The sequence below is a fragment of the Butyricicoccus sp. AM27-36 genome, assembly GCF_003480945.1.
GTDB lineage: Bacteria > Bacillota > Clostridia > Oscillospirales > Butyricicoccaceae > Agathobaculum > Agathobaculum butyriciproducens.
Genome location: NZ_QUJR01000002.1, coordinates 218,973 through 241,943, shown reverse-complemented (window position 1 = coordinate 241,943; position 22,971 = coordinate 218,973). Strand labels below are relative to the sequence as shown.

Here is a 22,971-nt window from a genome sequence, read left to right as displayed (position 1 = left end):
GACCGCTCTTTTTTATTCCGAAGCATCAGCATGCGCCCTTTTCCGAGCAGAATTTGACTTCTTTGCCCTCAAGGATCATATTTGTGGTGCGCACGGCGCACATTTTACCGCACATCGAGCAGGTATGACGCTCGGTCGGCGGAACCTGATTATAGAACCGCTCTGCCTTTTCCGGGTCGAGTGCCAGTGCAAACTGCGCGGGCCAGTCCAGCTTATGACGCGCGTCCGCCATTGCGTTATCGCGGTCACGCGCACCGGGCAAACCGAGTGCGATATCGGCGGCATGGGCCGCGATCTTGCTGGCGACGATGCCCTCGCGGACGTCATTTTCATCCGGCAGACGCAGGTGCTCCGCCGGTGTAACGTAGCACAGGAAGTTCGCGCCCGCCTGTGCGGCAATAGCGCCGCCGATGGCCGAGGTAATATGGTCGTAACCCGGTGCAATGTCAGTAACGAGCGGCCCGAGGACATAGAAAGGCGCTCCATGGCAAAGGCGCTTTTCCATCTGCATATTGGCCGCAATCTCGTTCATCGCCATATGGCCGGGGCCTTCGATCATAACCTGCACGTCCTTCGCCCACGCACGCTGTGCAAGGTTGCCCAGCTCGATCAGCTCACTGATCTGCCCTGCATCGGACGCATCATCAATGCAGCCCGGACGCAGTGCGTCACCCAGCGAAATGGTAACGTCGTAGCGGCGGAGAATGTCCAGCACCTCGTCGTAATACTCGAAGAACGGATTCTCATTGCCGGTCATCTTCATCCACGCGAACAGCAGCGAGCCGCCGCGGGAGACGATATTCATTTTGCGGCCCTCACGCATAAAGGCTTCAACCGCACGGCGATTGATACCCGCATGAATGGTCATGAAGTCCACACCCTCCTTGGCGTGCGCCTCAACAACCTTGAGGAAATCCTGCGCGGTGATCTCGAGCAGATCCTTTTCCAGATACCCGATCGCGTCGTACATCGGCACGGTGCCGATCATCGCCGGCGACATGTCGATCAGCTGCTTGCGGAAGGTGTTGGTCTTGCCGTAGTTGGACAGGTCCATGATGGACTCCGCCCCCATGTCAACGGCCATGCGCACCTTGCGCAGCTCCATCTCGTAGTCCTTGCAGTCACCCGAAATGCCGAGATTGACATTGATCTTTACGCGGGTGCCGTCGCCGACCGCCTCTGCGGACAGGCTTTTGTGATTGATGTTCGCCGGAATCGCAATCGTACCCTTTGCGACTCGTTCCATGATGAACTCGACCGGACGGTTTTCCTTTTTGGCGACCGTTTCGATCTCCGGCGTGACGATACCGCGCTTTGCGGCATCCATCTGTGTTGCATAATTTCTCATGGCTTACTGATACTCCTTCTGAATTAGGCAATGCCGCATAATTAAACAAGAGCGATTTACGAGTAAATTTTATGTACTGATTAGGCGTGGTTTTGCAGCAATACGAGTGTATTGCAAAAAATCACAACAACATCAGGACGCAAAATTTCCGTAAAGCGCCGCAGTTTTAATTGTGCGGGATTGCCTTTTATATTGCTTCCGGAGTGCGGTATGAAAAGGGGACGCCGAGGCATGCGGTGCGCTCTGTCCTGACGACCCCGCCGCACTTCGGCGGCTGACAAGCCTTGTTCTAAGGGGGACTCCGTCCCCCTCGGCGCATCGCAATGCGCCGTTACAATACTTCAACAAAGTCCAGCTTTGCCGGACTTTGTTCCCTATACTTTGGGACGCGTGTCCCGAACCACCTTTGCCGTGCAAAGGTGAGGGGGTTATCCGAAAAAGTTTCTATGGAACTTTTTCGGTATCTAAGGGGGACAGAGTCCCCCTTAGAAGTCGTCAAACGTACAGATAATCTGCCATTACAGGCTGCAGATTATGCTCTACGATTGCGTCATACACCTCATCGACCGAACGGCCGTCCGAAATCTCGAACTGCTCATCGCCCTTATCCTCGCCGGAGTGACCGCCGATACCGACGTCTACGCCGGCGGAAATCTTGGTGGCGGCGATGCCGATGATATTATCGCGGAAGCCCGCCCGCTCGCGGGTCGAGATAGTGATGGACGCGAACGGCATGAAGATGCGGTAGGCGCAAACGACCTGCAGCAGCTGCGGCTCGTGCACGTCCTTCGGGTTGATCTTATCGTTATTGATGATCGGGCGCAGGCGCGGACACGAGAACGCGATCTCTGCGTGCGGATACTTGCGCTGCAGCAGATACGCGTGCAAACCGGTCGCAAACGCATCCTTGCGGAAGTCGGACAGACCGAGCAGCGCCGCAAAGCCGACACCGCGCATGCCGCCCATCAGTGCACGCTCCTGTGCGTTCAGGCGGTACGGGAAAATGCGCTTGTGACCGCCGAGGTGCAGGGTTTTGTATTTCTGGTCGTCATAGGTCTCCTGAAATACGGTGACGTAGTCCACACCGCACTCGTGCAGATAAGCGTACTCATCCACGTTGAGCGGATAAATCTCGATACCGATGACACGGAAATACTTGCGCGCCAGCTTAACGGCCTCGCCGATGTAGGATACCGGCGACATGGCACGGCTCTCACCGGTCAGAATGAGGATTTCCTGCAGACCGGTCTCCGCGATAGCCTTCAGCTCCTGTTCGATCTCGTCCATATCCAGCTTGGCACGGCGAATCTTGTTGTGACAATTGAAACCGCAGTAAATGCAGTAATTTTCGCAGTAATTGGCGATATACAGCGGCGTGAACATCTGCACCGAGTTGCCGAAATGCTTGCGCGTTTCGGCCTGTGCGCGCTGCGCCATCTGCTCGAGGAACGGCAGCGCCGCGGGAGACAGCAGTGCGCCGAAGTCCTCCGGCGAGAGAACGTCCTTGCGAAGCGCACGCAGTACGTCAGCCGCCGTATAGGCATCCGCGTCATAGGCGTTCATGCGGGAAATGACCTCGTCCTGCACCTCGGAGCCGATATTGTCCATGCCCGGCTGGTACTCCATGTGATTGGTTTGTTCAGTGATATATTTTGCGGAGATGATCTCCGTTTTTTCGTTTTCCATGACAAATATCCCTCTTTCCGTCTTAATCCTGCAGGAAACCAGTCAGCGGAGAGGATGCCGAAGCCGTCTCACGGACACGTCCCAGACCGGCAAGGTATGCCGTGCGGCCTGCCTCAATCGCCTGCTTGAACGCCTCAGCCATCGCCGGAATATCACCTGCGGTGGCAATCGCGGTGTTGGCCATGATAGCTGCCGCGCCCATCTCCATCGCCTCGCAAGCCTGCGACGGACGGCCGATGCCCGCGTCCACGATGATCGGCAGATCAATTTCATCAATCAAAATCTTGATGAACTCGCGGGTGGCGAGACCCTTGTTCGTACCGATTGGAGCTGCCAGCGGCATGATGGAAGCCGCACCGGCATTGACCAGATCACGCGCAACGTTCAGATCGGGGTACATATACGGCATAACGACGAAGCCCTCTTTCGCGAGGATCTCGGTCGCGCGGATGGTCTCCTGATTGTCCGGCAGCAGGTACTTGCTGTCGCGCATGATTTCGATCTTAACGAAATCGCCGCAGCCGCACGCACGCGACAGACGCGCAATGCGAACCGCCTCGTCGGCATTGCGAGCACCCGAGGTGTTCGGCAGCAGCGTTACGCCCTCCGGAATATAGTCGAGGATGTTAGCCGTGCCGCCCTCATTTGCGCGGCGCAGCGCCAGCGTGATGATCTGTGCGCCTGCGTTCTGCACGGCAGCGTTGATCAGGTCGAGCGAATACTTGCCGGAACCAAGGATAAAGCGGGATTGGAACTCATGTCCGCCGATTACAAGTGTATCTTTCATGTGAAAAACTCCTTTTTCTTGCCCCATTTAAGGGAAATGTGTAAACTGATAGTATAAATAAGAAAGGGGAACGTAAAAGTGAAAAGGTTTATCGAAGAATTCAAAGCCTTCGCGCTGCGCGGCAACGTGATGGACATGGCGATCGGTGTTATCATCGGCGGTGCGTTCACCAGCATTGTCACCTCGCTGACCGAAAACCTTATCAACCCGATCCTCGGCCTGTTCGGCGGCACCGATTTAAGCGGTTTCGTGCTGAATCTCGGCGGTGTGGAGCTGCGCTACGGTGCATTCATCACCTCGATCATCAACTTTTTGATCATGGCGTTCGTGCTGTTCTGTCTGCTCAAAGCGGTCAATAAGCTGACTGCGCTCGGCAAAAAGCCGGAAGCACCCGCAGAGCCGACCACCAAGGTCTGCCCGTTCTGCTGCAGCGAAATTCCAATCAAGGCCGTGAAATGCGCGCACTGCGGTTCCGATCAGCCGAAAGAATAATGGAGAGTGGAGAATGAAAGCTGCGGCTTCCGTTCTCCATTTTCTATTTACGGCTCCGTTTCGCCAATGAGCAGACGCAGCACCATGGTTCCCTCGTGTGCCGAGCAGACCGCTACGCGCGGCGCCATCAGACCGAGACCGTCGGCTACATCGCTTGTACCGTCGCCGCAGAGGTACACATGGCCGAAGCGTTTTTCGGTCTTGATCAGGTTCGCTGAGCCGTAGCCTGCCATGCCGCTGCCCGACACGACCGGCTTTTCCGGCAGTCTGGTAAGCAGATTCTCGAGCAGCATAGCCTTCTGATCCGGCTTGTCGAACGCCTCCACGACCACATCACAGCCGGAGAACAGCCGCTCCACGTTGGACGGAACGACCCGCTCGGTGTAAGTCTCGTAGGTGAGATACGGATTGATGGCCTCAAGCTGCTCGACAAGCGCGAGCGTTTTCGGGATGCCAAGGTCTTTCATCGTGTAATGCTGACGGTTGAGGTTGGTGATATCCACCACATCGAAATCCACGAGGATGAGATGACCGACACCCAGCCGCGCCAGAAAAATCGCAAGGTTGGAGCCAAGCCCGCCCAGACCCGCAATGCCGACACACGCCTTGTCCAGCTTAGCCTGAATATCCGCGCCGTGGCGTTCCACCAGTGCGTCATGCAGTTGTTCTTTGGTTAAAATCATGATTTTTCTCCTGTAATCACGCGCAGCGTGCATTTAATCGGAAAGAAATTGCATTGCAATTTCTATGAAAACCGGGAGCATGTATCTCGGTTTTCATACCAGTAAAAAATGTGTGTACCGCTCGCGGCGCGCAAATTTCTTTGGGATATATCCGCGTTTTACGCAGTATGTCCCCTTCGCACCAAACTGTGGTTTGGTGCGAAGGGTATCAGCCGCCGCCCACGAAGCATACGACTTCCAGATGGTCTGCATCGGTCAACTTCTCTTCCGCGAACTGCGCGCGCGGAATGATGGTGCCGTTCTTCTCGACAGCCACACGCTGCGGGTCGTGACCCAGCTCATTCAGCAGACCCAGTACGGTGCCCTCTGCGGGCACTACTCGGTCTTTTCCGTTAACTTTCATGCAAATATCCTCTTTTCCGCAAGAAAAAATGCTCCGGTTTCACCATTCGGTAAAACCGGAGCATTAAAATTTCAAGTATATGCGACAGCTTCCCTACGATGGTGCTAACCAACAGGTTCAAAAGGTTAGGCTCTCGCCCTCTCAGCCGCTCATCACGGCACCCTTGCTTGCAAATACAGTATGCACCTCATTCTCCCACTTGTCAAGCACATTTTTTTCGGATATAATGCAGTTATACAATGCAAACATTCGTTCGAAAGGAGATGATGACCGATGGACAGAACCATTCTGCACTGCGACTGTAACTCGTTTTTCGCGAGTGTGGAAACGCTGCTCGACCCGTCGCTCGCCGATGGTCCGACCGCGGTCTGCGGTGATCCGGAGAGCCGCCACGGCATCATTCTCGCCAAGAACGAGAAGGCCAAAGCCTTCGGCGTACAGACCGCCGAGACCATCTGGCAGGCGAAACGAAAATGCCCGGATTTACGGCTGGTAGCACCGCACCGGAGCGAATATGTGAAGTTTTCGCGCAAATGCAACGAGTTGTACCTGCAGTACACCGATCTTGTCGATCCGTTCGGCATTGACGAATCCTTCCTTGATGTCACCGGCTCGATGCACCTGTTCGGCTCCGGCGAGCATATCGCGGACGAGCTGCGCCGCCGCATGCGCGAGGAGGTCGGACTGACCATCTCGGTCGGCGTGTCGTTCAACCGCGCGTTCGCCAAGCTCGGCAGCGATTACAAAAAGCCGGATGGCACGACGGTCTTTTCGCGCGAAAATTTCAAGCAGCGCGTGTGGTCCTTGCCCGCGAACACGCTCCTGTATGTCGGCAAACGCGCCAGCGACCGGCTGAACCGACTGGGCGTACGCACGATCGGCGAGCTTGCCGCCTGTGATCCGGCGTTTATCCACAGCATTCTGGGCAAAAACGGCGATCTTCTGCTGCGTTACGCCAGAGGCGAGGACGATGAGCCTGTGCGCTCGTTTTACGCGGAACGAGAAGTCAAATCGGTCGGCAACAGCATGACGTTCGCGCACAATCTGCTCGGCGCGGACGAATGCCGCATGGGCATCACGGCGCTGTGCGACAATGTCGGCAGACGTTTGCGAAAGCGCGGCATGGTGTGCCAGACCGTGCAGCTCGGCATCCGCGACCCGGAATTTCACAACCGCTCGCGTCAAATAACGCTTGAGCGGCCGACCAATTCCACGCGTGCGCTCATCGACCTGTCCATGCAGCTGCTGCTCGGACATTGGCCGATGGACAAGCCGGTGCGCCTGCTCTCGGTCACGGCAGCCAATCTGCTGCCGGAAAATCAGTCGTGCGAGCAGCTTTCGCTGTTTGACGCCACCGAGGATATCCAGAAGCGCGACCGTCAGCATAAGCTCGACCAGACGGTTGACGCGCTGCGGCAGAAATTCGGTGATAAATCAGTCATGTTCGCGCATTCGGTGAAGAAAAAGGATAAAACGGATAAAAAATGAGGACATATCTGCCGGATATGTCCTCATTTTTGCGTTACTGCGTTAGCCGGAAGGATACCGCCCAGTTGCCGTCCATCAGGTCGCTTGCGGTGTAGATATCACCGGTAAGTGTACAGCCGGCAACATCCTCGTATGCCATCGGGAAAACGTACTCTGTGTAATCAATATCATTGTCAAAATCCTTGTAGGATACCGTGTATTCGCACATCCGTTCCGTGCCGTCCGCAAGGTGCAAGGTCGAAAAATCTGCGTGATTATCCAGCGTCAGCGAACCATCTGTGCGATAATGCAAATGCAGTTCTCCATTTCGCCATCCGGCAGCAATCAGTGCGCATACCCCGTTCTCGCTCTGCCACAAAGTGCCCTGCGGAACAAGAAAATCATAGTCGTGCATGGTTTCGTACAGCGAGATATCCGACGCACTCAGACCGTTGATATCGTGATTCTCGGTCGGTGCATTCTGCATCACTGCGGACAAATCCGCCGTTACCGGAACACCTTCCTGTTCTACTTTTCCAATCAGCAGCTTGTTAAACGAAAACTTGAACGCGCCTGCCGGAACATCTCCTCCCAAATCGTCAATTTGAAGAAAATATGTTGCCGTGTGGGCACTTGGATCGTAGTCAACCGTCGAGCAGCCGCAGGACAGCGGTGCAGTTCTGCCCAAGCGCGGATAATCCAAATGCCAGCTGTCGTACATATCCGGCGCGGCATCGCCGAACACGCTGCCCGTGGTGTCGGTCAGCGACAAATAAACCTTTGCCGTGCTGCCTTCCACGTCCGCCGAAACGACCTCCAACTTAACGCCCCGGTCCTCACAGACCTGCCCGACCGGCTGCAGGTACTCCGCCATGCCGGGCGCGATTTGGTACAGCACCCGCAGAACCGCCTCCTGATTGGCGGCTACGGCGGTGCTCACGCAGGCCAGTGCCGCCGCAACCGCAAGGATGATCTTGAGCGGTTTTCGCGCTCTGTGCGGCCTGCCGCTCTCCATTTTTGCGATCGTCTGCTGCACCAGTGTGTCGCTCGGCGTGATATTCTCATTCATGTCGCGGTACTGCTTGTGAAAATCCATCGTCCAGTTCTCCTTTCATCAATTCGCGCAGCTGTGCCCGTGCGCGTGTCAGCCGTGTACGTATCGCGGACGGTTTTTCCCCGCTCATGCGCGCAATCTCCTCTGCGGTGTAACCCTCGTAGTAGAATAAATGCACTGCCGCGCGGTACTTAGGCGTCAACCGCCGCAGAGCTTCATCCAGCGCGCTGTCCTCCGGCTCGGGAAACGGAATGCGGTCATCGAGCGGTGTGTCGTGCCGCCGCCATGCCATGCGCCAGTGGCTTTTCAGGCAATTGAGCGTCACCCGCAGCAGCCATGCCTTTTCGTGCTCCTCGCTGTCGAAAACCGGCTTTTTACGCACGGTCTGGAGAAAGACCTCCTGAAAAATATCGTCCGCGTCGTGACGGCTGCGCGTCTGCGCATACGCCAATCGGTATACCATGTCGCCGTAGACGCTGACGAGTTGTTCGGGTGTTTTTGTGGTCATGCTCCATCCTCCTTTCACCGGTAATACGAAATAGAAACCCGAAGTGCTACAAATTTTCGCAGAAATTTATCGCACTTCGGGTTGCATTTATTTTGTCCACGCTTGCTTGAGCAGCTTTGCCGCCTCGCCGATCTGCTGTTCGGTCAGACCGGCATAGCCGAGCACAAGCGTTGCTCGCGGTGGCTTGACCGGCGGCGTATAGTACGCCGAAAGCGGGTAAACGCGCACACCGACCGTCTTTGCGCGCTCAATAAGTTCGTGCTCGAGCATGCCGTTGCGCATGTGCAGCAGCAAGTGCAGACCGGCTTCCGAGCGCGAGACCTCATGCGGCAGGTCAGCCAGCTCGCGGTCAAGTGCGGCCATGAGCGCGTCGCGGCGTGCCTGATAGACCTTGCGGCTGCGACTGATGTGCCGCTCGAAGCCGCCGGTGTGCATGAAGGCCGCCAGCGTGTGCTGGTCAAAGCTCGGCACGGTAGACGAGTACCGCGAAAACCGTTCGCGATAGCGCGCCATCAACGCATTCGGCAGCACCAGATAGCCGATGCGCAGTCCGGGTGCAAGGCTTTTCGCAAAGGTGTTGACGTACACAACGCGTCCGGTCCTGTCCAGCTCCCCTAACGCCGGAATCGGGCGTGAGGCATAGCGGAATTCGCTGTCGTAGTCATCCTCGATGATGTAGCGGTCGGGCGCTTCCGACGCCCAGCGAAGGATTTCCAGTCGGCGGGCAGCCGTCATAACCGTGCCCAGCGGAAAATGGTGCGACGGCGTAAGGTAAACCACCGATGCGTCACTCGCGGCCAGCGCGTCAGCACGCAGACCGTGCTTGTCCAACGGTGTCGGACGCACGGTCACACCGTTCGCTGCGAAAATCTGGTACAGCTTGCGGTAGCCGGGATTCTCGAGCGCGTACACGCGGTCGCGGCCGAGCAGCTGAATGACAAGATGCATCAGATACTCCGAGCCTGCACCGATCAGGATGTTGTCCGGCGAGACGTTGATGCCGCGGAAGTCGTGCAGGTATCGCACGATCTCCTCTCGAAGTTCCGCCGCGCCGCATGGGTCGGTCGCACGGAGCAGCGCACTCGAGTATTCGCTCAGCACACTGCGCGACAGCCGCGCCCATGTGGAGAACGGAAAGCAACCGTTATCGACAAAATCCGTGCGAAAATCGTAAGGATAGGTCTCCTTGGAGGCGGAAATCGGCGGCAAAGGCGGTGTGGATGGCTCCTGTGGCTCGGAAATCGGCACGGCAAGCTGCTCCTGCACAAAGTAGCCGCGCCGTGGCGCAGAGGCGATGTAGCCTTCGGCGGCAAGCTGGCCGTAGGCGGTTTCCACGGTAATCTGGCTGACGCGCAGATTTGCCGCCAGCTGGCGTTTGCTCGGCAGGCGCGTGCCGCCGGGCAAGGCGCCGGACATGATGTCCGCGCGGACAGCGTGGTAGAGCTGCTCGTAGAGCGGCTGTTGATCGTGCGGTTTAAGGTGGTAAGTCAGCATGACCGGAGGCTCCTTTCTTTGCGTCTTTTGCAAAATCTGTGCTGATTTTATGAGTTATCGCTTGCAAGCGAACGAAATCTGCGCTGACGCCGCGCGGGCGCACAAGAGGGTAGACACCAAGGTTTCTACCCTCTTGTGAATCACCCGTTTCCTGTCATAGTCTGGCGCAGACCAGAGACCGGCGACCGCTGCGAAAATAGGGGTACGGCAGTCGGGTTACGCTTGCGTTTGTTTCGTAAAATATTTGCAGTTCCCGGATAGCTTACTGCTACACAGACCGGCTACTTCCAGCAGGCGCGACATACCCGTGTCGCGCAATTCGTTAGCGTGTTATCACAGACGGCACCTACGAAGATAAATGTTACCAAGTGTCTATATTCGCAGGTGCTGTCTACAATCTCCAGACTAACGATTCGTGCGGCACTGTTATGCCGCACCCAGCGTAGAGTCGCCGATCTGTGTAGCAGTCAGAAAACAGCTTGAGCATCTGCGGTTGAGAAATGGGCGGCCATTGGCCGCCCCTACGGAAGATGAATAGTACAGCCGTTCCCCCATAGTCTCAGCTCTGCAAATTTCGCCGTGCTCTCCCAAAGGGAAACGGGAGTCCCAAGAGGGTAGAAACCGCAGGTGTCTACCCTTTTGGTTTCCCCGGCGAAACCGCCGGCGTTCCCCTCGCCTCAAAGGCGAAAACCTTACGTTAAATAAGCGCCATCGAACGCAGAATGAACAGCGTCAATGTCAGCGTAACCGCACTCAACGCCGTGCTGAGCACAATGATCGACGATGACAAAACATGATCGCCGCCCATATTTTTCGCCATAACATAACCGGACGCTGTGCTCGGCGCACCGCACAGGATGACGATAGCCACCAGTGTCTGCTCGCGGAAGCCGAGCGCCACGCCCATCGGCAGAAAGATAACGCTCAGCAGCACCAGCTTGATAAACACGGCTGCACAGGTCGGGCCCAGCTTTTTGATTGCCTTTGCGCCCTCAAAGCCCGCGCCGATGCTCAGCAGCGCCATCGGCGTTGCGCAGTTGCCCAGCATGGACAGACCCTTGTCCAGCATCGGCGGAAAGTCGATTGCCAGTAGCGAGAACGGCAGACCCGCGAAAATGCCCAGTATGATCGGGTTGGTGATGATGCCGCGCAGCGTTTTGCCGACCAGGCCGCGGTGGTCCGCCTGCTGTGCATCCGGCGCGGTGACAGTCAGCACCAGCACCGAAAAGATGTTGTACAGCGGCACGCTTGCCACGATCATCAGCGGCACAAGACCGGCATTGCCGTACAGATTCTGCACAAAGGCCACACCCAGTATCGCCTGCGAGCCGCGGAAAGCGCCCTGTGTGAACGCGCCCACCATACTCTTATCTTTAAGGAAGAGGGATGCGCCGATCCAGACGGCAAAAAAATACACCGTCGTCGCACCCGCACAGAAAAAGAAAAACACGGGGTCGAACTGCTCGGTGATGCGTCCCTGTGCGATATCGCGGAACAGCAGGATCGGCAGCAGCACCTTGAACGACAGACGGTCAATGTCGGTCAGCGTCTGCTTGGTGAAAAAGTTTTTGCTGCGCAGCCAGCGGCCAAGCACGATGATCGCAAAAATCGGCACGGTGGCATTCAGACAGAATATCAGGTTATCCATTGGTTTCTCCCTCCACGGCTGCTTCCTCGTGGCGGAAAAAGTCCTGCAGTTTCTCCAAGCTCTGCGCTAAAAGCGCGGTCTGCTCGGGCGAGAGCGTGTCCACCAAAGACGCGATCATGCGCTCGTGAAAGTCCTTGTGGTACTCGTAGGCGGCTCTGCCCTTGTCGGTGAGCATGATATTGACAACGCGGCGGTCCTCCTGGCTGCGCACGCGGCGCACCAGTCCCTTGGAGACCAGCTTATCGCACGCAACAGTCAGCGTGGCCAGGGTTACGCCGATTGACCTGGCAACCTCGCTCATACGCACAGGTTCCCTGTCACCGATCTTCTCGATGATATGGATTTCGGTGATGGACACCGCGCTGCCCAGTCCGCCGGCCATAGCGCGTTCTTCAATTTTGTTGATCCGGCCGAACACATCGACCAGAAAGGAATTGAGCTGCTCTGCGTCTTCCATGTTCGTGCTGTCCCTCCGTTAGTTCGTTAATCTAACTAAATATTAGCATAAAATTGTCGAGCTTGCAACAAAAAAGGCGCAATCGAATGATTGCGTCAATGGATATAGGATTTTTCGAGCTAAATAATGAAGAAAGGAAAATCGACGTGGTCGTGAATCGGTTTGGAAAACGGCGGGGTGAGGGCAGCCCGCCCTCACCCCGCCGTCTATCGGATTGGCACCATTGATAATGAACAAATGAAACCGTCACATACGCAGCACAAACGAAACTTGCGCAAGGATAGGCCATTTTCAATTCTGCATCATTTCACTGTGCATTTGTGCATTTTTATACAGACTTACACATTGCACAGTGCCGCTATCGCGGCCCTCAGGAGGGCACTCAGCGCGGCGAGCGTAATGCACAGGAAATACGGCATCCTGCACGTTCGGCGCGAATACCGTCCGGTGGCTTCGCCGCCCTGCCAGACCATAGAGCACGCGGCAAGCAGCGCGGAGACGCTCAGCACGGCGGGTATGCCGGCCGCTCCGATGATGATGGCACTTTCTTCTCCCACACTAACCGCGACGGTCATGGCAAGTACGAAGCCGCGTGCCGCGGCAACCGCACTCAGCAGCAGCTCTCTCGGGCGCAAAAATGCGCACACGAGCGGCAGCAGCACCCAGATGAGCGCGCACAGCGTGCTCTGCACCACATGCGCGGGCAATTCAGCCAGCAGACCGGAAAGCACCGCCGCGCCGTCCCCTTCGCCGGCCCGCAGACCGGTCAGACCGCCCGCCGCTGCACCGCACAAGAACATCGCACACAGGAACAGGAACACCGGTGTTCGCACCAAATCGTCAAAAAAACCGAGAATATGCTGTTTGTTCATACGTCTTCCCCCTTGGAAAAATCATAGAACAGCATATTCCCGGTTTTATCTTTTTAGAACAACAGACGGATTTAGCCTTCCTCGTTGATCGTCTCGCACATCGCGTTCACAAGATCCTCGCAGGGCTTGCGCAGGAACGGACGCACCTTTTTGCTGAACTCGTAGGTTGCATACAGCTTGCCTTCCTCGTCACGGTGCAGCACGGCCGCGATCAACTCGGTTGCAGCGGCGATGCGGTCAGCCAGGTACGCAAGATCCACCTTTTCGCTGTCGCACACGGAAACCACCACGCGCTTCTGCGAACTGCTGGAAATCTTGGCAAGCTCGGTCGGCATTTCACGCTTCGAAGCGGTGAGCAGCACGATCTCACTCTTGATCACGGCAGCAAGTTCGTCCTCGCAGATACGAACCTCGTCGTAGCCCTCTGCAGCCTTGCAGGCCGCCGCATTCTTCGCGGACAGGAACAGATTGCGCTGCGGTATGACCTCCTTCTCCAGGATGGCGCGGATCAGCTTCTGAAGATATTCACCTTCACCAAGCACAGAAACCAGTACATTCTGCGGCATAATATCATCTCCTTCACAGGGCAGTACAAATACAAGAGCAATTATACGCACAAACAGCCCGTTTCGCAACGGATTTTACGGATTCTTTTTACAATTCATCACTTCGACTGATTTGCACAAATTTTATCCATTGCCTTTAGGTAAATTGCACATTCCAGACGCTTACGCTCCATCTCGCAGCCGAGGTCGTAGGAGTCGTTCATGTCGTGGTTCATGTTGTAGTTTGCTGCCGAGCAGCCACCCGAGCAGTAGAACTTTGCCCAGCACTTCTGGCACTTCGGACGAGAATAGATGTTCATGCCGGCAAACTTCTGCGCGATGTCCATATTGAAGGACTGGTCGAGCACACTGCCCTGCTTGAACTCATCCTTGCCGACAAACTGGTGGCAGGGATAGATGTCGCCGTCCGGCGTTACGGCCACATACTCATAGCCCGCACCGCAGCCGCGCAGACGCTTGACAACGCACGGACCCTGATCCAGATCGACCATGAAATGGAAGAAGGTAAACGGCTTGCCTTCCTTCTTACGCTCGAGCATGATATCGGTCAGACGGTCGTACTCGGCCTCAATCTTCGGCAGATCGTCCTCGGTCAAGTCGTAGCCGCAGCCCGGGTCAGCCGTTACCGGCTCGACGGAAAGGCGGTCAAAACCTGCATCTGCAATGCTCAGCACATCCTCAGCAAAATCGAGATTGTGCGAAGTGAACGTGCCGCGCGCGTAGTAATCGAGGTTCGGGTCACGCTCGTCCACCAGTGCCTTGAACTTGGGCACGATGGTGTCGTAGCTGCCCGTACCGGCTACCGTCTTGCGGAACTCGTCGTTGACCTCGCGGCGGCCGTCGAGCGACAGCACGCAGTTGTCCATGTTCTCGTTGATGTACTTGCGCTTGTCCTCATCGAGCAGCAGGCCGTTGGTGGTGATGGTGAAGCGGAACTTCTTGTTATGCTTCTCCTCCAGGCTGCGGGCATAATCGACCGTCTGGGTAACGGTATCCCACGCCATGAGCGGCTCACCGCCGAAGAAATCGACCTCGATGTTGTGACGCACGCCGGAACGCGCGATAACAAAGTCGATGGCCTTCTTGGCGATCTCAGGCGGCATGATCTTGCGGCCCTGACCAAAGTCGCCAGTGGATGCGAAGCAGTACTTGCAGCGCAGGTTGCAGTCGTGCGCTACGTGCAGGCACAGAGCCTTGACCGGTGCATTCACCGGAATGTAGCGGCTTACGTCGATGTAGTCATCCTGCGCGAACAGCTGACCGGCCTTTTTCAGCTCGTACAGCTCGTCATATGCCTCGCGGATCTCGTCCGCGGTGTAGTCCGGCAGGGCGTCAATGATGCTCTGCGGACAGGTATCACCCATGTTTTCATCCAGCAGTCCGGACACTGCATAGCTGATATCATCGAGCAGATGTACCGCGCCCGAATTGACATCGAGCACGAAATTCAGCCCTTTTTTCTGATAACGATGAATCATTTATTTTCCTCCGATATACAGGAACAAGGCGCACCCGCAGGCGCGCCTTGCATATTCCTTTTAAGCGTGATTACTTTGCGTGCTCGCACTTCTGGTTTGCCACGGTGCAAGAGGTCTTGCATGCGGACTGGCAGGAAGTCTGGCACTCGCCGCAGCCGCCGTGTGCTGCAGTCTGCTTCAGGGTTGCAGAAGTCAGGGTAGAAATATGCTTCATTTGATTTCCCTCCTATTTTTTGATGTGGCTGTAACGCTTCTTTTTCCGCATATTGGCACCGGCGTAACCGCCCAGTGCCGAGGCGATCAACGAGCAGAGCAGGCTGATCACCGTGCGTACAAAATGAATGGATTGACCGAGCGGCAGCACCGCAACGATCAGCAGGATCAGAAAAACCGCAAAACCTGCGCCTAGCGACCAGTAAAACTGTTTTTCGCCTGCGCGCTTTGCAGCGACCAATGCAGCAAGCGCACTGCCGAGTGCAAGGAACACCAGCGCACAAGGCGCTATTGCACCCTCTGCCAATGTGCCGCGGTGAACGAGCACCGCACCGAGCAGCATCAGCAGCAGAGTACCGAGCAATCCGGCAAGCACCGATGGTAAAAGGATACCGACCGGCGACTGACCCTCATTGGTTTTTCTCATCATTTCATAGCCTCCCGCCGAATTTTATTTATATGTCATGCTATTCGGCAAGAAATGGGGTTATTACTTTGCGTCCTTCTTTGCTTCCTTGGGCGCCTCGACCGTCTCGGTCACCGGAGCCTCCTTACCGCGGATCGCCCAGCGGTAAATCTTGAGCTTCGTGCGGTCGCTCGAAGACTCGATGACCAGAACGTCGTCCTTGATGCTGACTACGCGGCCGATAAAACCACCGATGGTGGAAATCTCATCACCGATCTCGATGGAGTTACGCATATCGCGCTCCTGTTTGTCGCGCTTGCGCTGCGGACGGATTAGAAAAAAGTAGAATACGACGATCAGAACTACAAACGGCAAAAACTGCGCGATGATCGCGCCATAATCCGACAGAGCCGGCATTTTGTCCAATGCCATAACCATGGTTACACCTCCCTATGCAATTTGCTGTAAATACTCACTATATTATACTGGATATTCTGTCAAATTACAAGTCCTTTTTGGAGGCAATACCACATAATTCAGCTGCGGCGCTTTACGGAAATTTTGTATCCTGATGTCGGCCCCGGTTCCTTGCGCGAGTTCCATCCGCGCTGCCGCAATTTCTTGCAGTACACAAAGTATTGCAAGAAACCGCGCCTAATCAGTACGCAAAATTTACTCGTAAATCGCTCTTGCTGTATTATGCGGTACTGCCTCTTTATTTGTGCTACTTAAGCTATTCACAGCATAAAATAGCAGTATCTTATCGAAACGAGGTGCTGACCATGCTTTTCCCTGCTTTATTTGCGCTCGGCGGCGCATTTTTCTTCTTTGTGCTGCGTGTACAGGGCGCGGACGGGTCGTTTCCCAAGCCGCTCACGCCCGATGAGGAGGCGGTTCTGCTGCGCCGCATGCAGCAGGACGGGGACGCCGAGGCACGGGAAAAGCTGATCGAGCACAATCTCAGACTGGTAGCACATATTGTGAAAAAATATTACGCCGTAAGTACAGAGCAGGACGATCTGCTGTCCATCGGCACGATCGGGCTGATTAAAGCGGTGAACACCTTTAAGGCGGATAAGAATATCCGCCTGGCGACATACGCCTCCAAATGTATCCAGAACGAGCTGCTGATGTATTTCCGGCAGAAGCGCAAGAGTGCGGGCGAGCTTTCGCTCTCGGACACGCTCGAGTCGGACGGTGATGGCAATGCGCTTGCCCTGCAGGATATCATCTGCTGTGAGGACAGCGGTCTGTCCGCCGTTGAGGAGCAGGACCGATACCATGCCATGCACCGCGCGCTGGCAGGCTGTCTCTCTCCGCGGGAACGCGAGATCATCCGCCTGCGGTACGGCATCGGTCTGGCATCTCCCCTGCCGCAGCGTGAGATTGCCGCGCGGCTGGGTATTTCGCGCAGCTATGTTTCGCGCATTGAAAAGCGTGCGCTCGAAAAGCTGCGGGAGGCTCTCGAACGCGAGGGACGGCCGCCGTAAAAGCGGCGGTTGTCCCCTTCCGAAAAAAATTTTAATTTTTTTGAAAAAAGGGGTTGACGAATCTCGAATTTTGATATATACTAAACAAGTCGTCAGCGATGAGTCATCAAAAACGACAGCAAAACTTAACAAATAGCCGAATTGTGTAAAGGTAGCACGACAGACTCTGACTCTGTTTGTGAGGGTTCGAATCCTTCTTCGGCTGCCACCGAAAACCGTCTTTTTTTGAAAAGACGGTTTTTCTTTTTCCTTTTCGTGGTTTTCCTGTGACGGCTATTTGACAGACGGTCTCTCTCCCGATATACTAAAGTATATGTAAAGGAGCGATTACCATGTTTTGCATGAACTGCGGCACGCAGCTGCCGGACGGCGCAAAATTCTGCATGAACTGCGGCACAAAGGTCGGTGAGGTCGGCGCAGGTGCTGTCCCCTCCGGCAAAAAATATCCCTCGTACGCGATGCTGTATCCGAACAGTATGGCTTATCTCGAGTCCCCTGCCTATCAGCGCGAGCGCGGTCTGATGAAGCAGTCCGAGCTTGGCGCGACGCCGTATGCGGGCTTTGATTTTACCAACTATGTTTCTCTGGACGACGGCACGTTGGTCGGCTTTGTGTTCGGGCACACCGCGCGTTACCGCGCTGCCGAGGACTTTGGCTACAATCTCTACCGCCTGAATCCGGACGGCACAGCTGTTTTCCTGAATGCCGGCTGCAGACGCGGCGGCTCCGAGCTGTATGTGCAGGACGGAAAAGCGCACTGGACGGTGAATGGAGAAGCGTTTTCCGCATCTATTTGAGCATTAAGGCAATACCGCATAATTGAACAAGAGTGATTTGCGAGTAAATTTTGCGTACTGACGAGGCACAGTTTTGCGGGAAAACTTGATGTATTACCGTGAAACTGCAACAAAGTCAGGACACAAAATTTCCGCAAAGCACCGCCGCTTTAATTGTGCGGTGTTGCCTTAAGGCACCTGATATCAGGTGCTTTTATTTTTGCATAATTTTTCGTAAAACCGCTTGACTTGGAGCACACTCCAAGTGATAGAGTGAGTTTAGAAAAAATATTCAGGAGGAAAACTATGTATATCGAGAACATCAACGGTCCCGCTGACGTGAAGAAGCTGAACATTAAGCAGATGACCGTGCTTGCGTCCGAAATACGTGATACACTGCTGACCAAGCTGAGCCGTCACGGCGGCCATTTCGGTCCGAATTTCGGCATGGTAGAGGCAACCATCGCACTGCACTATGTATTCGAGTCCCCGAAGGATAAGTTTGTATTCGATGTTTCCCACCAGTCCTACCCGCACAAGATGCTGACCGGCCGCAAGGACGCTTTTCTCTACGAGGAGCACTACGACGACGTTTCCGGCTACAGCAGCCCGCACGAGAGCGAGCACGACCATTTCACCATCGGTCACACCTCCACCTCGGTCAGTCTGGCCTGCGGTCTGGCCAAGGGCCGCGACCTCAAGGGCGAGGACGGCAACGTGGTTGCTATCATCGGTGACGGCTCACTCAGCGGCGGCGAAGCACTGGAAGCGCTCGACTATGCGGCAGAACTGGACGGCAACCTGATCATCCTCGTCAACGACAACGATATGTCAATCGCGGAGAATCACGGCGGTCTGTATCAGAACCTGCGCCTGCTGCGCGAGACGGGCGGCAAGGCCGAGTGCAACCTGTTCCGTGCGATGGGTCTGGATTACCGCTTTGTAGCCGACGGCAACGATATTGCTTCGCTTATCGAGGCATTTAAGGCCGTAAAGGACAGCACGCAGCCGGTTGTTGTGCACATCGTCACCCAGAAGGGCAAGGGCTACGCGCCTGCCGAGCAGCACAAGGAGGCATGGCACTACTGTGCGCCGTTCCATCCGGAGACCGGCGAGCCGCTGATGGACATGAGCGGCGAGTGCTATGAGAGCATTACGCTCGACTTTATGATGAAGAAGATGCAGGATGACCCGTCTGTGTGCATGATCACCTCGGGTACGCCGACCGTGCTCGGCTTCACCGAGGAGATGCGCAAGAAGGCCGGCAGGCAGTTTATCGACGTAGGCATCGCCGAGGAGAACGCAGTTGCGCTGGCATCCGGCATTGCGGCAAACGGCGGCAAGCCGGTCTACGGTGTGTACAGCACGTTCATTCAGCGCGCTTATGACCAGATTTCGCAGGACCTGTGCATCAACAGCAACGCGGCTACCATTATTGTTGCGTGGGGTTCGGTTTACGGCATGAACGATGTAACGCATCTCGGTCTGTACGACATTCCGATGCTGGCGAACATCCCCAACCTGGTTTATCTGGCACCGACCACCAAGGAAGAATATCTGGCGATGCTCGACTGGAGCATTGAGCAGAACGAGCATCCGGTTGCTATCCGTATGCCGGGCGGCGCACTGGTTTCCGACGGAAAGGCTGTTACCAAAGACTTCGGCAGGCTGAACACCTACGAGGTTAAGGAGAAGGGCGCCCGGGTTGCCGTGATCGGTCTGGGTTCGTTCTACCCGCTCGGCGAGCAGGCGGCGGCGCTCATCAAGAAAAAGACCGGCATACAGCCGACCCTTATCAACCCGTACTATATCACCGGCGTGGATACTGGCCTGCTCGAGAGCCTCAAGGCGGATCACGACGTGGTCATCACCCTCGAGGACGGCGTACTCGACGGCGGCTTCGGAGAGAAGATCGCGCGGTTCTACGGCGATTCTGACATGAAGGTATTGAACTTCGGTCTCAAGAAAGAATTTCTCGACCGCTATGACGTAGACGTGGTATTGAAGGACAATCACCTCACCGCAGAACAGATTGCGGAGGATGTGGAGAAGGTTCTCTAAAAATCGCGCGTAAGCGCGCATAAAATAGCATTTGCTCTGCAAATGCAAGAAAACCGAGGACATGCGCCACGCAGCGCGGCCAAAAAAAGCCGCGCAAGGATAGCGTTCGGTTTTTTACATCTGGAGGGAGAAAGTTTCTGAATAGGAACTTTCGGACGACTTTGGAACGGCCCACGGTCCGTTCCTGCTTGTCGGCGGAACCGTGGTTCCGCGACAGCCCAAACACGAAAGGCTTCGGAGCAATGCTCCGAAGCCTTTCGCGCTGTATGTCAAGTTTGGGGAGGTTTATGCCAGTCCAAGTTCCTTTACACGAGCCTGTGCCGCTGCCAGACGTGCGATCGGCACGCGGAACGGCGAGCAGGAAACGTAATTCAGGCCAACATTGTGGCAGAACTCAACGGAGGACAGGTCGCCGCCGTGCTCGCCGCAGATGCCGAGCTTGATGTCCGGGCGGGTGCGCTTGCCTTCTGCAACAGCGAAGCGGATCAGGCGGCCTACGCCGTTCTGGTCCAGACGAGCGAACGGATCGGACTCGAGGATCTTCTTGTCGAAGTAGGTCTCCAGAATGCGGCCCACGTCATCACGGGAGAAGCCGTAGGTCATCTGGGTGAGGTCGTTGGTGCCGAAGGAGAAGAACTCTGCTTCCTTGGCCACATCGCCTGCGGTGACTGCGGCACGCGGCGTCTCGATCATCGTGCCGACCATATACTTCATCTTCAGGCCGGACTGCTCGATCAGCTCGTCAGCCTTAGCCTTGATAACCTTCTTTACAAAGCGCAGCTCATTGACCTCGGATACCAGCGGAACCATGATCTCCGGCGTGATATGCAGGCCGTCTTCCTTCCAGACATTGATAGCTGCGGATACGATAGCCTCGGTCTGCATCTCGGCAATCTCCGGATAGAGAACGTCCAGACGGCAGCCGCGGGTACCCAGCATCGGGTTGAACTCGTGCAGGCTTTCTACCTTGCCCTTGAGCTTGTCGAAGGATACGCCCATCTCATCGGCCAGCTCCTTGATCTCGTCATCCTCGTGCGGGAGGAACTCATGGAGCGGCGGGTCAAGCAGGCGGATGGTAACCGGCAGACCGCCCATTGCGCGGTAAATTGCCTCAAAGTCGCCGCGCTGCATCGGCAGAATCTTGGCCAGAGCTGCCTTGCGCTGCTCGAGCGTATCGGAAATGATCATCTCACGAACCGCCTTGATGCGGGCCGGCTCGAAGAACATATGCTCGGTACGGCAGAGGCCGATGCCTTCTGCGCCGAACTTGCGGGCCTGCGTTGCATCACGCGGAGTATCGCCGTTGGTGCGAACGTGCAGGGTGCGAATCTCGTCAGCCCAGCCCATGAAGCGACCGAAGTCGCCGGTCAGCTCAGCCTCCTGCGTTGCGATCTCGCCGAGGTATACATTGCCGGTGGAGCCGTCGAGCGAAATAACATCGCCCTCGTGTACTACCGTGCCGTCGGCGAAGGTCAGGGTCTTATCCTCTTCGGAAACCTTGATGCCGTTTACGCCTGCTACACAGCAGGTGCCCATGCCGCGTGCTACTACGGCTGCGTGCGAGGTCATGCCGCCGCGGGCGGTCATGATGCCCTCGGATACGGCCATGCCGTCGATATCCTCCGGAGAGGTCTCCTGACGGACGAGAACAGCCTTGATTCCGGTCTTGTGGGCCTTGGCTGCAGCATCAGCGGTGAAGTAAACCGCGCCGCAGGCTGCACCGGGAGATGCCGGCAGGCCGGTGGTGATCGGCGTAGCTGCCTTGAGCGCTGCCGGATCGAACGTCGGGTGCAGAAGTGCGTCAAGCTGCTTTGCCTCGACCTTCATAACCGCCTGCTCCTTGGTGCAGACGCCTTCGTCTACCAAATCAACCGCTACCTTGAGCGCAGCCTGTGCGGTGCGCTTGCCGTTACGGGTCTGCAGCATGTAGAGCTTGCCGTTTTCGATGGTGAACTCCATATCCTGCATATCGCCGTAATGCTTCTCAAGACGGCTGGAAATGTCAACAAACTGCTGATAAACCTCCGGCATGGTATCTGCCAGCGCGGAGATCGGCTGCGGCGTGCGGATGCCGGCTACAACGTCCTCGCCCTGTGCATTCATCAGGAACTCGCCGTACAGCTTCTTTTCGCCGGTGGCCGGGTTGCGGGTGAAGGCTACGCCGGTGCCCGAGGTCTCGCCCATATTGCCGAATACCATGGACTGTACGTTTACGGCAGTGCCCCAGCTGTGCGGGATGTCGTTCATGCGGCGGTAGGTGTTCGCACGCGGATTATCCCACGAGCGGAATACCGCGCGGACAGCCTCCATCAGCTGCTTCTTCGGGTCCTGCGGGAAATCTTCGCCGAGGGACTTCTTGTAGTGATCCTTGAACAGGACGATCAGCTCGGACATATCGTCCGCGTCCAGTTCATTATCCATCTTAACGCCCTTTTTGTCCTTTACCTGGTCGATAAACTGCTCGAAGGTGGACTTAGGCAGCTCCATAACAACGTCAGAGAACATCTGAATGAAACGGCGGTAGGAATCGCGTGCGAAACGCGGGTTATTGGTCAGCTTGGCAACTGCTTCGCAGATCTCGTCGTTCATGCCGAGGTTAAGGATGGTATCCATCATGCCGGGCATGGATGCGCGCGCACCCGAGCGAACGGATACGAGCAGCGGGCGCTCGGGATCGCCGAGGGTCTTGCCGGTGGTCTTTTCGAGCTTATCGAGGTACTCCAGAATCTGATCCTGAATATCCGGATAAATAGTCTTGCCGTCCTCATAATAACGGGTGCAGGCCTCGGTGGTGATGGTGAAACCCTGCGGCACAGGCATGCCCAGTCCGGTCATTTCAGCCAGATTGGCACCCTTGCCGCCAAGCAGCTCACGCATTTTTCCGTTGCCCTCCGGGAACATGTAAACATACTTTTTCATTTGGGTATTTCCTCCGTTTCGATTGATGCTCTCTCTAATACTCATTCTCTTTATCACGCAAGCACATTATAGCACGTTAGCGGTGAAATATTCCATTGTAGTATTATACCGATTTCCCACGAATATATTGTGCACTTTGACCAATTATGTATTTTTAACCAAA

22 protein-coding genes, 1 tRNA gene and 1 riboswitch are annotated in these 22,971 nt (G+C 55.9%); of the genes, 6 read left to right on the top strand and 17 right to left on the bottom strand.

Annotation, left to right across the window (positions count from 1 at the left end; translation table 11 throughout):
- Positions 1-25: 25 nt before the first annotated feature.
- The 3 genes from thiC to DW724_RS04775 all read right to left on the bottom strand — a co-directional run bounded on the left by thiC (position 26) and on the right by DW724_RS04775 (position 3,821).
- Complete coding sequence (gene thiC / locus DW724_RS04785; RefSeq protein WP_118760816.1) at positions 26-1,348, bottom strand: phosphomethylpyrimidine synthase ThiC; 1,323 nt, start codon at positions 1,346-1,348, stop codon at positions 26-28.
- Positions 1,349-1,843: 495 nt separating this feature from the next.
- Positions 1,844-3,034 (bottom strand): 2-iminoacetate synthase ThiH, encoded by a 1,191-nt coding sequence (thiH, locus tag DW724_RS04780; RefSeq protein ID WP_442861253.1) that lies wholly within the window; start codon positions 3,032-3,034, stop codon positions 1,844-1,846.
- A 22-nt stretch (positions 3,035-3,056) separates the two neighbouring features.
- Complete coding sequence (locus DW724_RS04775; protein ID WP_110435335.1) at positions 3,057-3,821, bottom strand: thiazole synthase; 765 nt, start codon at positions 3,819-3,821, stop codon at positions 3,057-3,059.
- Positions 3,822-3,899: 78 nt separating this feature from the next.
- On the opposite strand from DW724_RS04775, the gene mscL reads away from it, so the two are divergent.
- The gene (mscL, locus tag DW724_RS04770; RefSeq protein WP_118760815.1) at positions 3,900-4,313 is read left to right on the top strand and encodes a large conductance mechanosensitive channel protein MscL; all 414 of its coding nucleotides are present in this window, start codon (positions 3,900-3,902) and stop codon (positions 4,311-4,313) included.
- Positions 4,314-4,360: 47 nt separating this feature from the next.
- Here the strand turns inward: mscL and thiF are convergent, their stop codons facing one another.
- Complete coding sequence (gene thiF / locus DW724_RS04765) at positions 4,361-4,996, bottom strand: sulfur carrier protein ThiS adenylyltransferase ThiF (RefSeq protein WP_117751049.1); 636 nt, start codon at positions 4,994-4,996, stop codon at positions 4,361-4,363.
- A gap of 208 nt (positions 4,997-5,204) precedes the next feature.
- Positions 5,205-5,399: a sulfur carrier protein ThiS gene (thiS, locus tag DW724_RS04760; protein WP_202183505.1), complete on the bottom strand. Its 195-nt coding sequence runs from the start codon at positions 5,397-5,399 to the stop codon at positions 5,205-5,207.
- 72 nt (positions 5,400-5,471) lie between these two features.
- Positions 5,472-5,574: riboswitch (TPP riboswitch) on the bottom strand.
- 98 nt (positions 5,575-5,672) lie between these two features.
- Here thiS and dinB point away from each other — a divergent pair.
- Positions 5,673-6,887: a DNA polymerase IV gene (dinB, locus tag DW724_RS04755; RefSeq protein ID WP_118760813.1), complete on the top strand. Its 1,215-nt coding sequence runs from the start codon at positions 5,673-5,675 to the stop codon at positions 6,885-6,887.
- Between the two features lie 34 nt (positions 6,888-6,921).
- On the opposite strand, the gene DW724_RS04750 is transcribed toward dinB, so the two are convergent.
- The 11 genes from DW724_RS04750 to yajC form a co-directional block, all read right to left on the bottom strand.
- Positions 6,922-7,962, bottom strand: a complete 1,041-nt coding sequence (locus DW724_RS04750; RefSeq protein WP_118760812.1) for a hypothetical protein — start codon at positions 7,960-7,962, stop codon at positions 6,922-6,924.
- Complete coding sequence (locus DW724_RS04745; protein ID WP_118760811.1) at positions 7,928-8,428, bottom strand: RNA polymerase sigma factor; 501 nt, start codon at positions 8,426-8,428, stop codon at positions 7,928-7,930. Before DW724_RS04745 ends, DW724_RS04750 begins: the two co-directional genes overlap by 35 nt.
- Positions 8,429-8,515: 87 nt before the next feature.
- The gene (pdxR, locus tag DW724_RS04740; protein WP_118760810.1) at positions 8,516-9,922 is read right to left on the bottom strand and encodes a MocR-like pyridoxine biosynthesis transcription factor PdxR; all 1,407 of its coding nucleotides are present in this window, start codon (positions 9,920-9,922) and stop codon (positions 8,516-8,518) included.
- A 697-nt stretch (positions 9,923-10,619) separates the two neighbouring features.
- Positions 10,620-11,570, bottom strand: a complete 951-nt coding sequence (locus tag DW724_RS04735) for an AEC family transporter (protein WP_118284652.1) — start codon at positions 11,568-11,570, stop codon at positions 10,620-10,622.
- Positions 11,563-12,027, bottom strand: coding sequence for a MarR family winged helix-turn-helix transcriptional regulator (locus DW724_RS04730; RefSeq protein ID WP_118359970.1), 465 nt, complete (start codon positions 12,025-12,027; stop codon positions 11,563-11,565). Before DW724_RS04730 ends, DW724_RS04735 begins: the two co-directional genes overlap by 8 nt.
- 338 nt (positions 12,028-12,365) lie before the next feature.
- Positions 12,366-12,899: a hypothetical protein gene (locus tag DW724_RS04725; protein WP_118760809.1), complete on the bottom strand. Its 534-nt coding sequence runs from the start codon at positions 12,897-12,899 to the stop codon at positions 12,366-12,368.
- 71 nt (positions 12,900-12,970) lie between these two features.
- Positions 12,971-13,465 carry an NAD(P)-binding domain-containing protein gene (locus DW724_RS04720; protein ID WP_118760808.1) on the bottom strand — a complete coding sequence of 165 codons (495 nt, stop codon included), beginning with the start codon at positions 13,463-13,465 and terminating at the stop codon, positions 12,971-12,973.
- Positions 13,466-13,563: 98 nt separating this feature from the next.
- Positions 13,564-14,943 (bottom strand): thioether cross-link-forming SCIFF peptide maturase, encoded by a 1,380-nt coding sequence (scfB, locus tag DW724_RS04715; RefSeq protein ID WP_118728816.1) that lies wholly within the window; start codon positions 14,941-14,943, stop codon positions 13,564-13,566.
- A 70-nt stretch (positions 14,944-15,013) separates the two neighbouring features.
- Positions 15,014-15,157: a six-cysteine ranthipeptide SCIFF gene (gene scfA / locus DW724_RS04710; protein ID WP_110435348.1), complete on the bottom strand. Its 144-nt coding sequence runs from the start codon at positions 15,155-15,157 to the stop codon at positions 15,014-15,016.
- A 12-nt stretch (positions 15,158-15,169) separates the two neighbouring features.
- Complete coding sequence (locus DW724_RS04705; protein ID WP_117751058.1) at positions 15,170-15,586, bottom strand: TIGR04086 family membrane protein; 417 nt, start codon at positions 15,584-15,586, stop codon at positions 15,170-15,172.
- A 60-nt stretch (positions 15,587-15,646) separates the two neighbouring features.
- Positions 15,647-16,000 carry a preprotein translocase subunit YajC gene (gene yajC, locus DW724_RS04700; protein WP_243105692.1) on the bottom strand — a complete coding sequence of 118 codons (354 nt, stop codon included), beginning with the start codon at positions 15,998-16,000 and terminating at the stop codon, positions 15,647-15,649.
- A gap of 344 nt (positions 16,001-16,344) precedes the next feature.
- Between yajC and sigK the strand changes: the two genes are divergently transcribed.
- The 4 genes from sigK (at position 16,345) to DW724_RS04680 (ending at position 19,889) form a co-directional block, all read left to right on the top strand.
- On the top strand, positions 16,345-17,052 hold the full coding sequence (gene sigK, locus DW724_RS04695) for an RNA polymerase sporulation sigma factor SigK (protein WP_110435350.1): 708 nt from the start codon (positions 16,345-16,347) through the stop codon (positions 17,050-17,052).
- Positions 17,053-17,186: 134 nt separating this feature from the next.
- Positions 17,187-17,260, top strand: a tRNA-Gln gene (locus DW724_RS04690).
- A gap of 124 nt (positions 17,261-17,384) precedes the next feature.
- Complete coding sequence (locus DW724_RS15765; RefSeq protein ID WP_202183504.1) at positions 17,385-17,849, top strand: zinc ribbon domain-containing protein; 465 nt, start codon at positions 17,385-17,387, stop codon at positions 17,847-17,849.
- A gap of 285 nt (positions 17,850-18,134) precedes the next feature.
- On the top strand, positions 18,135-19,889 hold the full coding sequence (locus tag DW724_RS04680) for a 1-deoxy-D-xylulose-5-phosphate synthase (RefSeq protein ID WP_118760807.1): 1,755 nt from the start codon (positions 18,135-18,137) through the stop codon (positions 19,887-19,889).
- Between the two features lie 285 nt (positions 19,890-20,174).
- Here the strand turns inward: DW724_RS04680 and ppdK are convergent, their stop codons facing one another.
- A complete protein-coding gene (ppdK, locus tag DW724_RS04675) occupies positions 20,175-22,808 on the bottom strand; it encodes a pyruvate, phosphate dikinase (protein ID WP_118760806.1) in 2,634 nt (877 codons plus the stop codon).
- Positions 22,809-22,971 lie beyond the last annotated feature (163 nt).

Coding starts and splice junctions, on each gene's coding strand:
- thiC (WP_118760816.1), bottom strand. CDS start 1,348: ATGAGAAATTATGCAACACAGATGGATGCCGCAAAGCGCGGTATCGTC.
- thiH (WP_442861253.1), bottom strand. CDS start 3,034: ATGGAAAACGAAAAAACGGAGATCATCTCCGCAAAATATATCACTGAA.
- DW724_RS04775 (WP_110435335.1), bottom strand. CDS start 3,821: ATGAAAGATACACTTGTAATCGGCGGACATGAGTTCCAATCCCGCTTT.
- thiF (WP_117751049.1), bottom strand. CDS start 4,996: ATGATTTTAACCAAAGAACAACTGCATGACGCACTGGTGGAACGCCAC.
- thiS (WP_202183505.1), bottom strand. CDS start 5,399: ATGAAAGTTAACGGAAAAGACCGAGTAGTGCCCGCAGAGGGCACCGTA.
- dinB (WP_118760813.1), top strand. CDS start 5,673: ATGGACAGAACCATTCTGCACTGCGACTGTAACTCGTTTTTCGCGAGT.
- DW724_RS04750 (WP_118760812.1), bottom strand. CDS start 7,962: ATGGATTTTCACAAGCAGTACCGCGACATGAATGAGAATATCACGCCG.
- DW724_RS04745 (WP_118760811.1), bottom strand. CDS start 8,428: ATGACCACAAAAACACCCGAACAACTCGTCAGCGTCTACGGCGACATG.
- pdxR (WP_118760810.1), bottom strand. CDS start 9,922: ATGCTGACTTACCACCTTAAACCGCACGATCAACAGCCGCTCTACGAG.
- DW724_RS04735 (WP_118284652.1), bottom strand. CDS start 11,570: ATGGATAACCTGATATTCTGTCTGAATGCCACCGTGCCGATTTTTGCG.
- DW724_RS04730 (WP_118359970.1), bottom strand. CDS start 12,027: ATGGAAGACGCAGAGCAGCTCAATTCCTTTCTGGTCGATGTGTTCGGC.
- DW724_RS04725 (WP_118760809.1), bottom strand. CDS start 12,899: ATGAACAAACAGCATATTCTCGGTTTTTTTGACGATTTGGTGCGAACA.
- DW724_RS04720 (WP_118760808.1), bottom strand. CDS start 13,465: ATGCCGCAGAATGTACTGGTTTCTGTGCTTGGTGAAGGTGAATATCTT.
- scfB (WP_118728816.1), bottom strand. CDS start 14,943: ATGATTCATCGTTATCAGAAAAAAGGGCTGAATTTCGTGCTCGATGTC.
- scfA (WP_110435348.1), bottom strand. CDS start 15,157: ATGAAGCATATTTCTACCCTGACTTCTGCAACCCTGAAGCAGACTGCA.
- DW724_RS04705 (WP_117751058.1), bottom strand. CDS start 15,586: ATGATGAGAAAAACCAATGAGGGTCAGTCGCCGGTCGGTATCCTTTTA.
- yajC (WP_243105692.1), bottom strand. CDS start 16,000: ATGGTTATGGCATTGGACAAAATGCCGGCTCTGTCGGATTATGGCGCG.
- sigK (WP_110435350.1), top strand. CDS start 16,345: ATGCTTTTCCCTGCTTTATTTGCGCTCGGCGGCGCATTTTTCTTCTTT.
- DW724_RS15765 (WP_202183504.1), top strand. CDS start 17,385: ATGTTTTGCATGAACTGCGGCACGCAGCTGCCGGACGGCGCAAAATTC.
- DW724_RS04680 (WP_118760807.1), top strand. CDS start 18,135: ATGTATATCGAGAACATCAACGGTCCCGCTGACGTGAAGAAGCTGAAC.
- ppdK (WP_118760806.1), bottom strand. CDS start 22,808: ATGAAAAAGTATGTTTACATGTTCCCGGAGGGCAACGGAAAAATGCGT.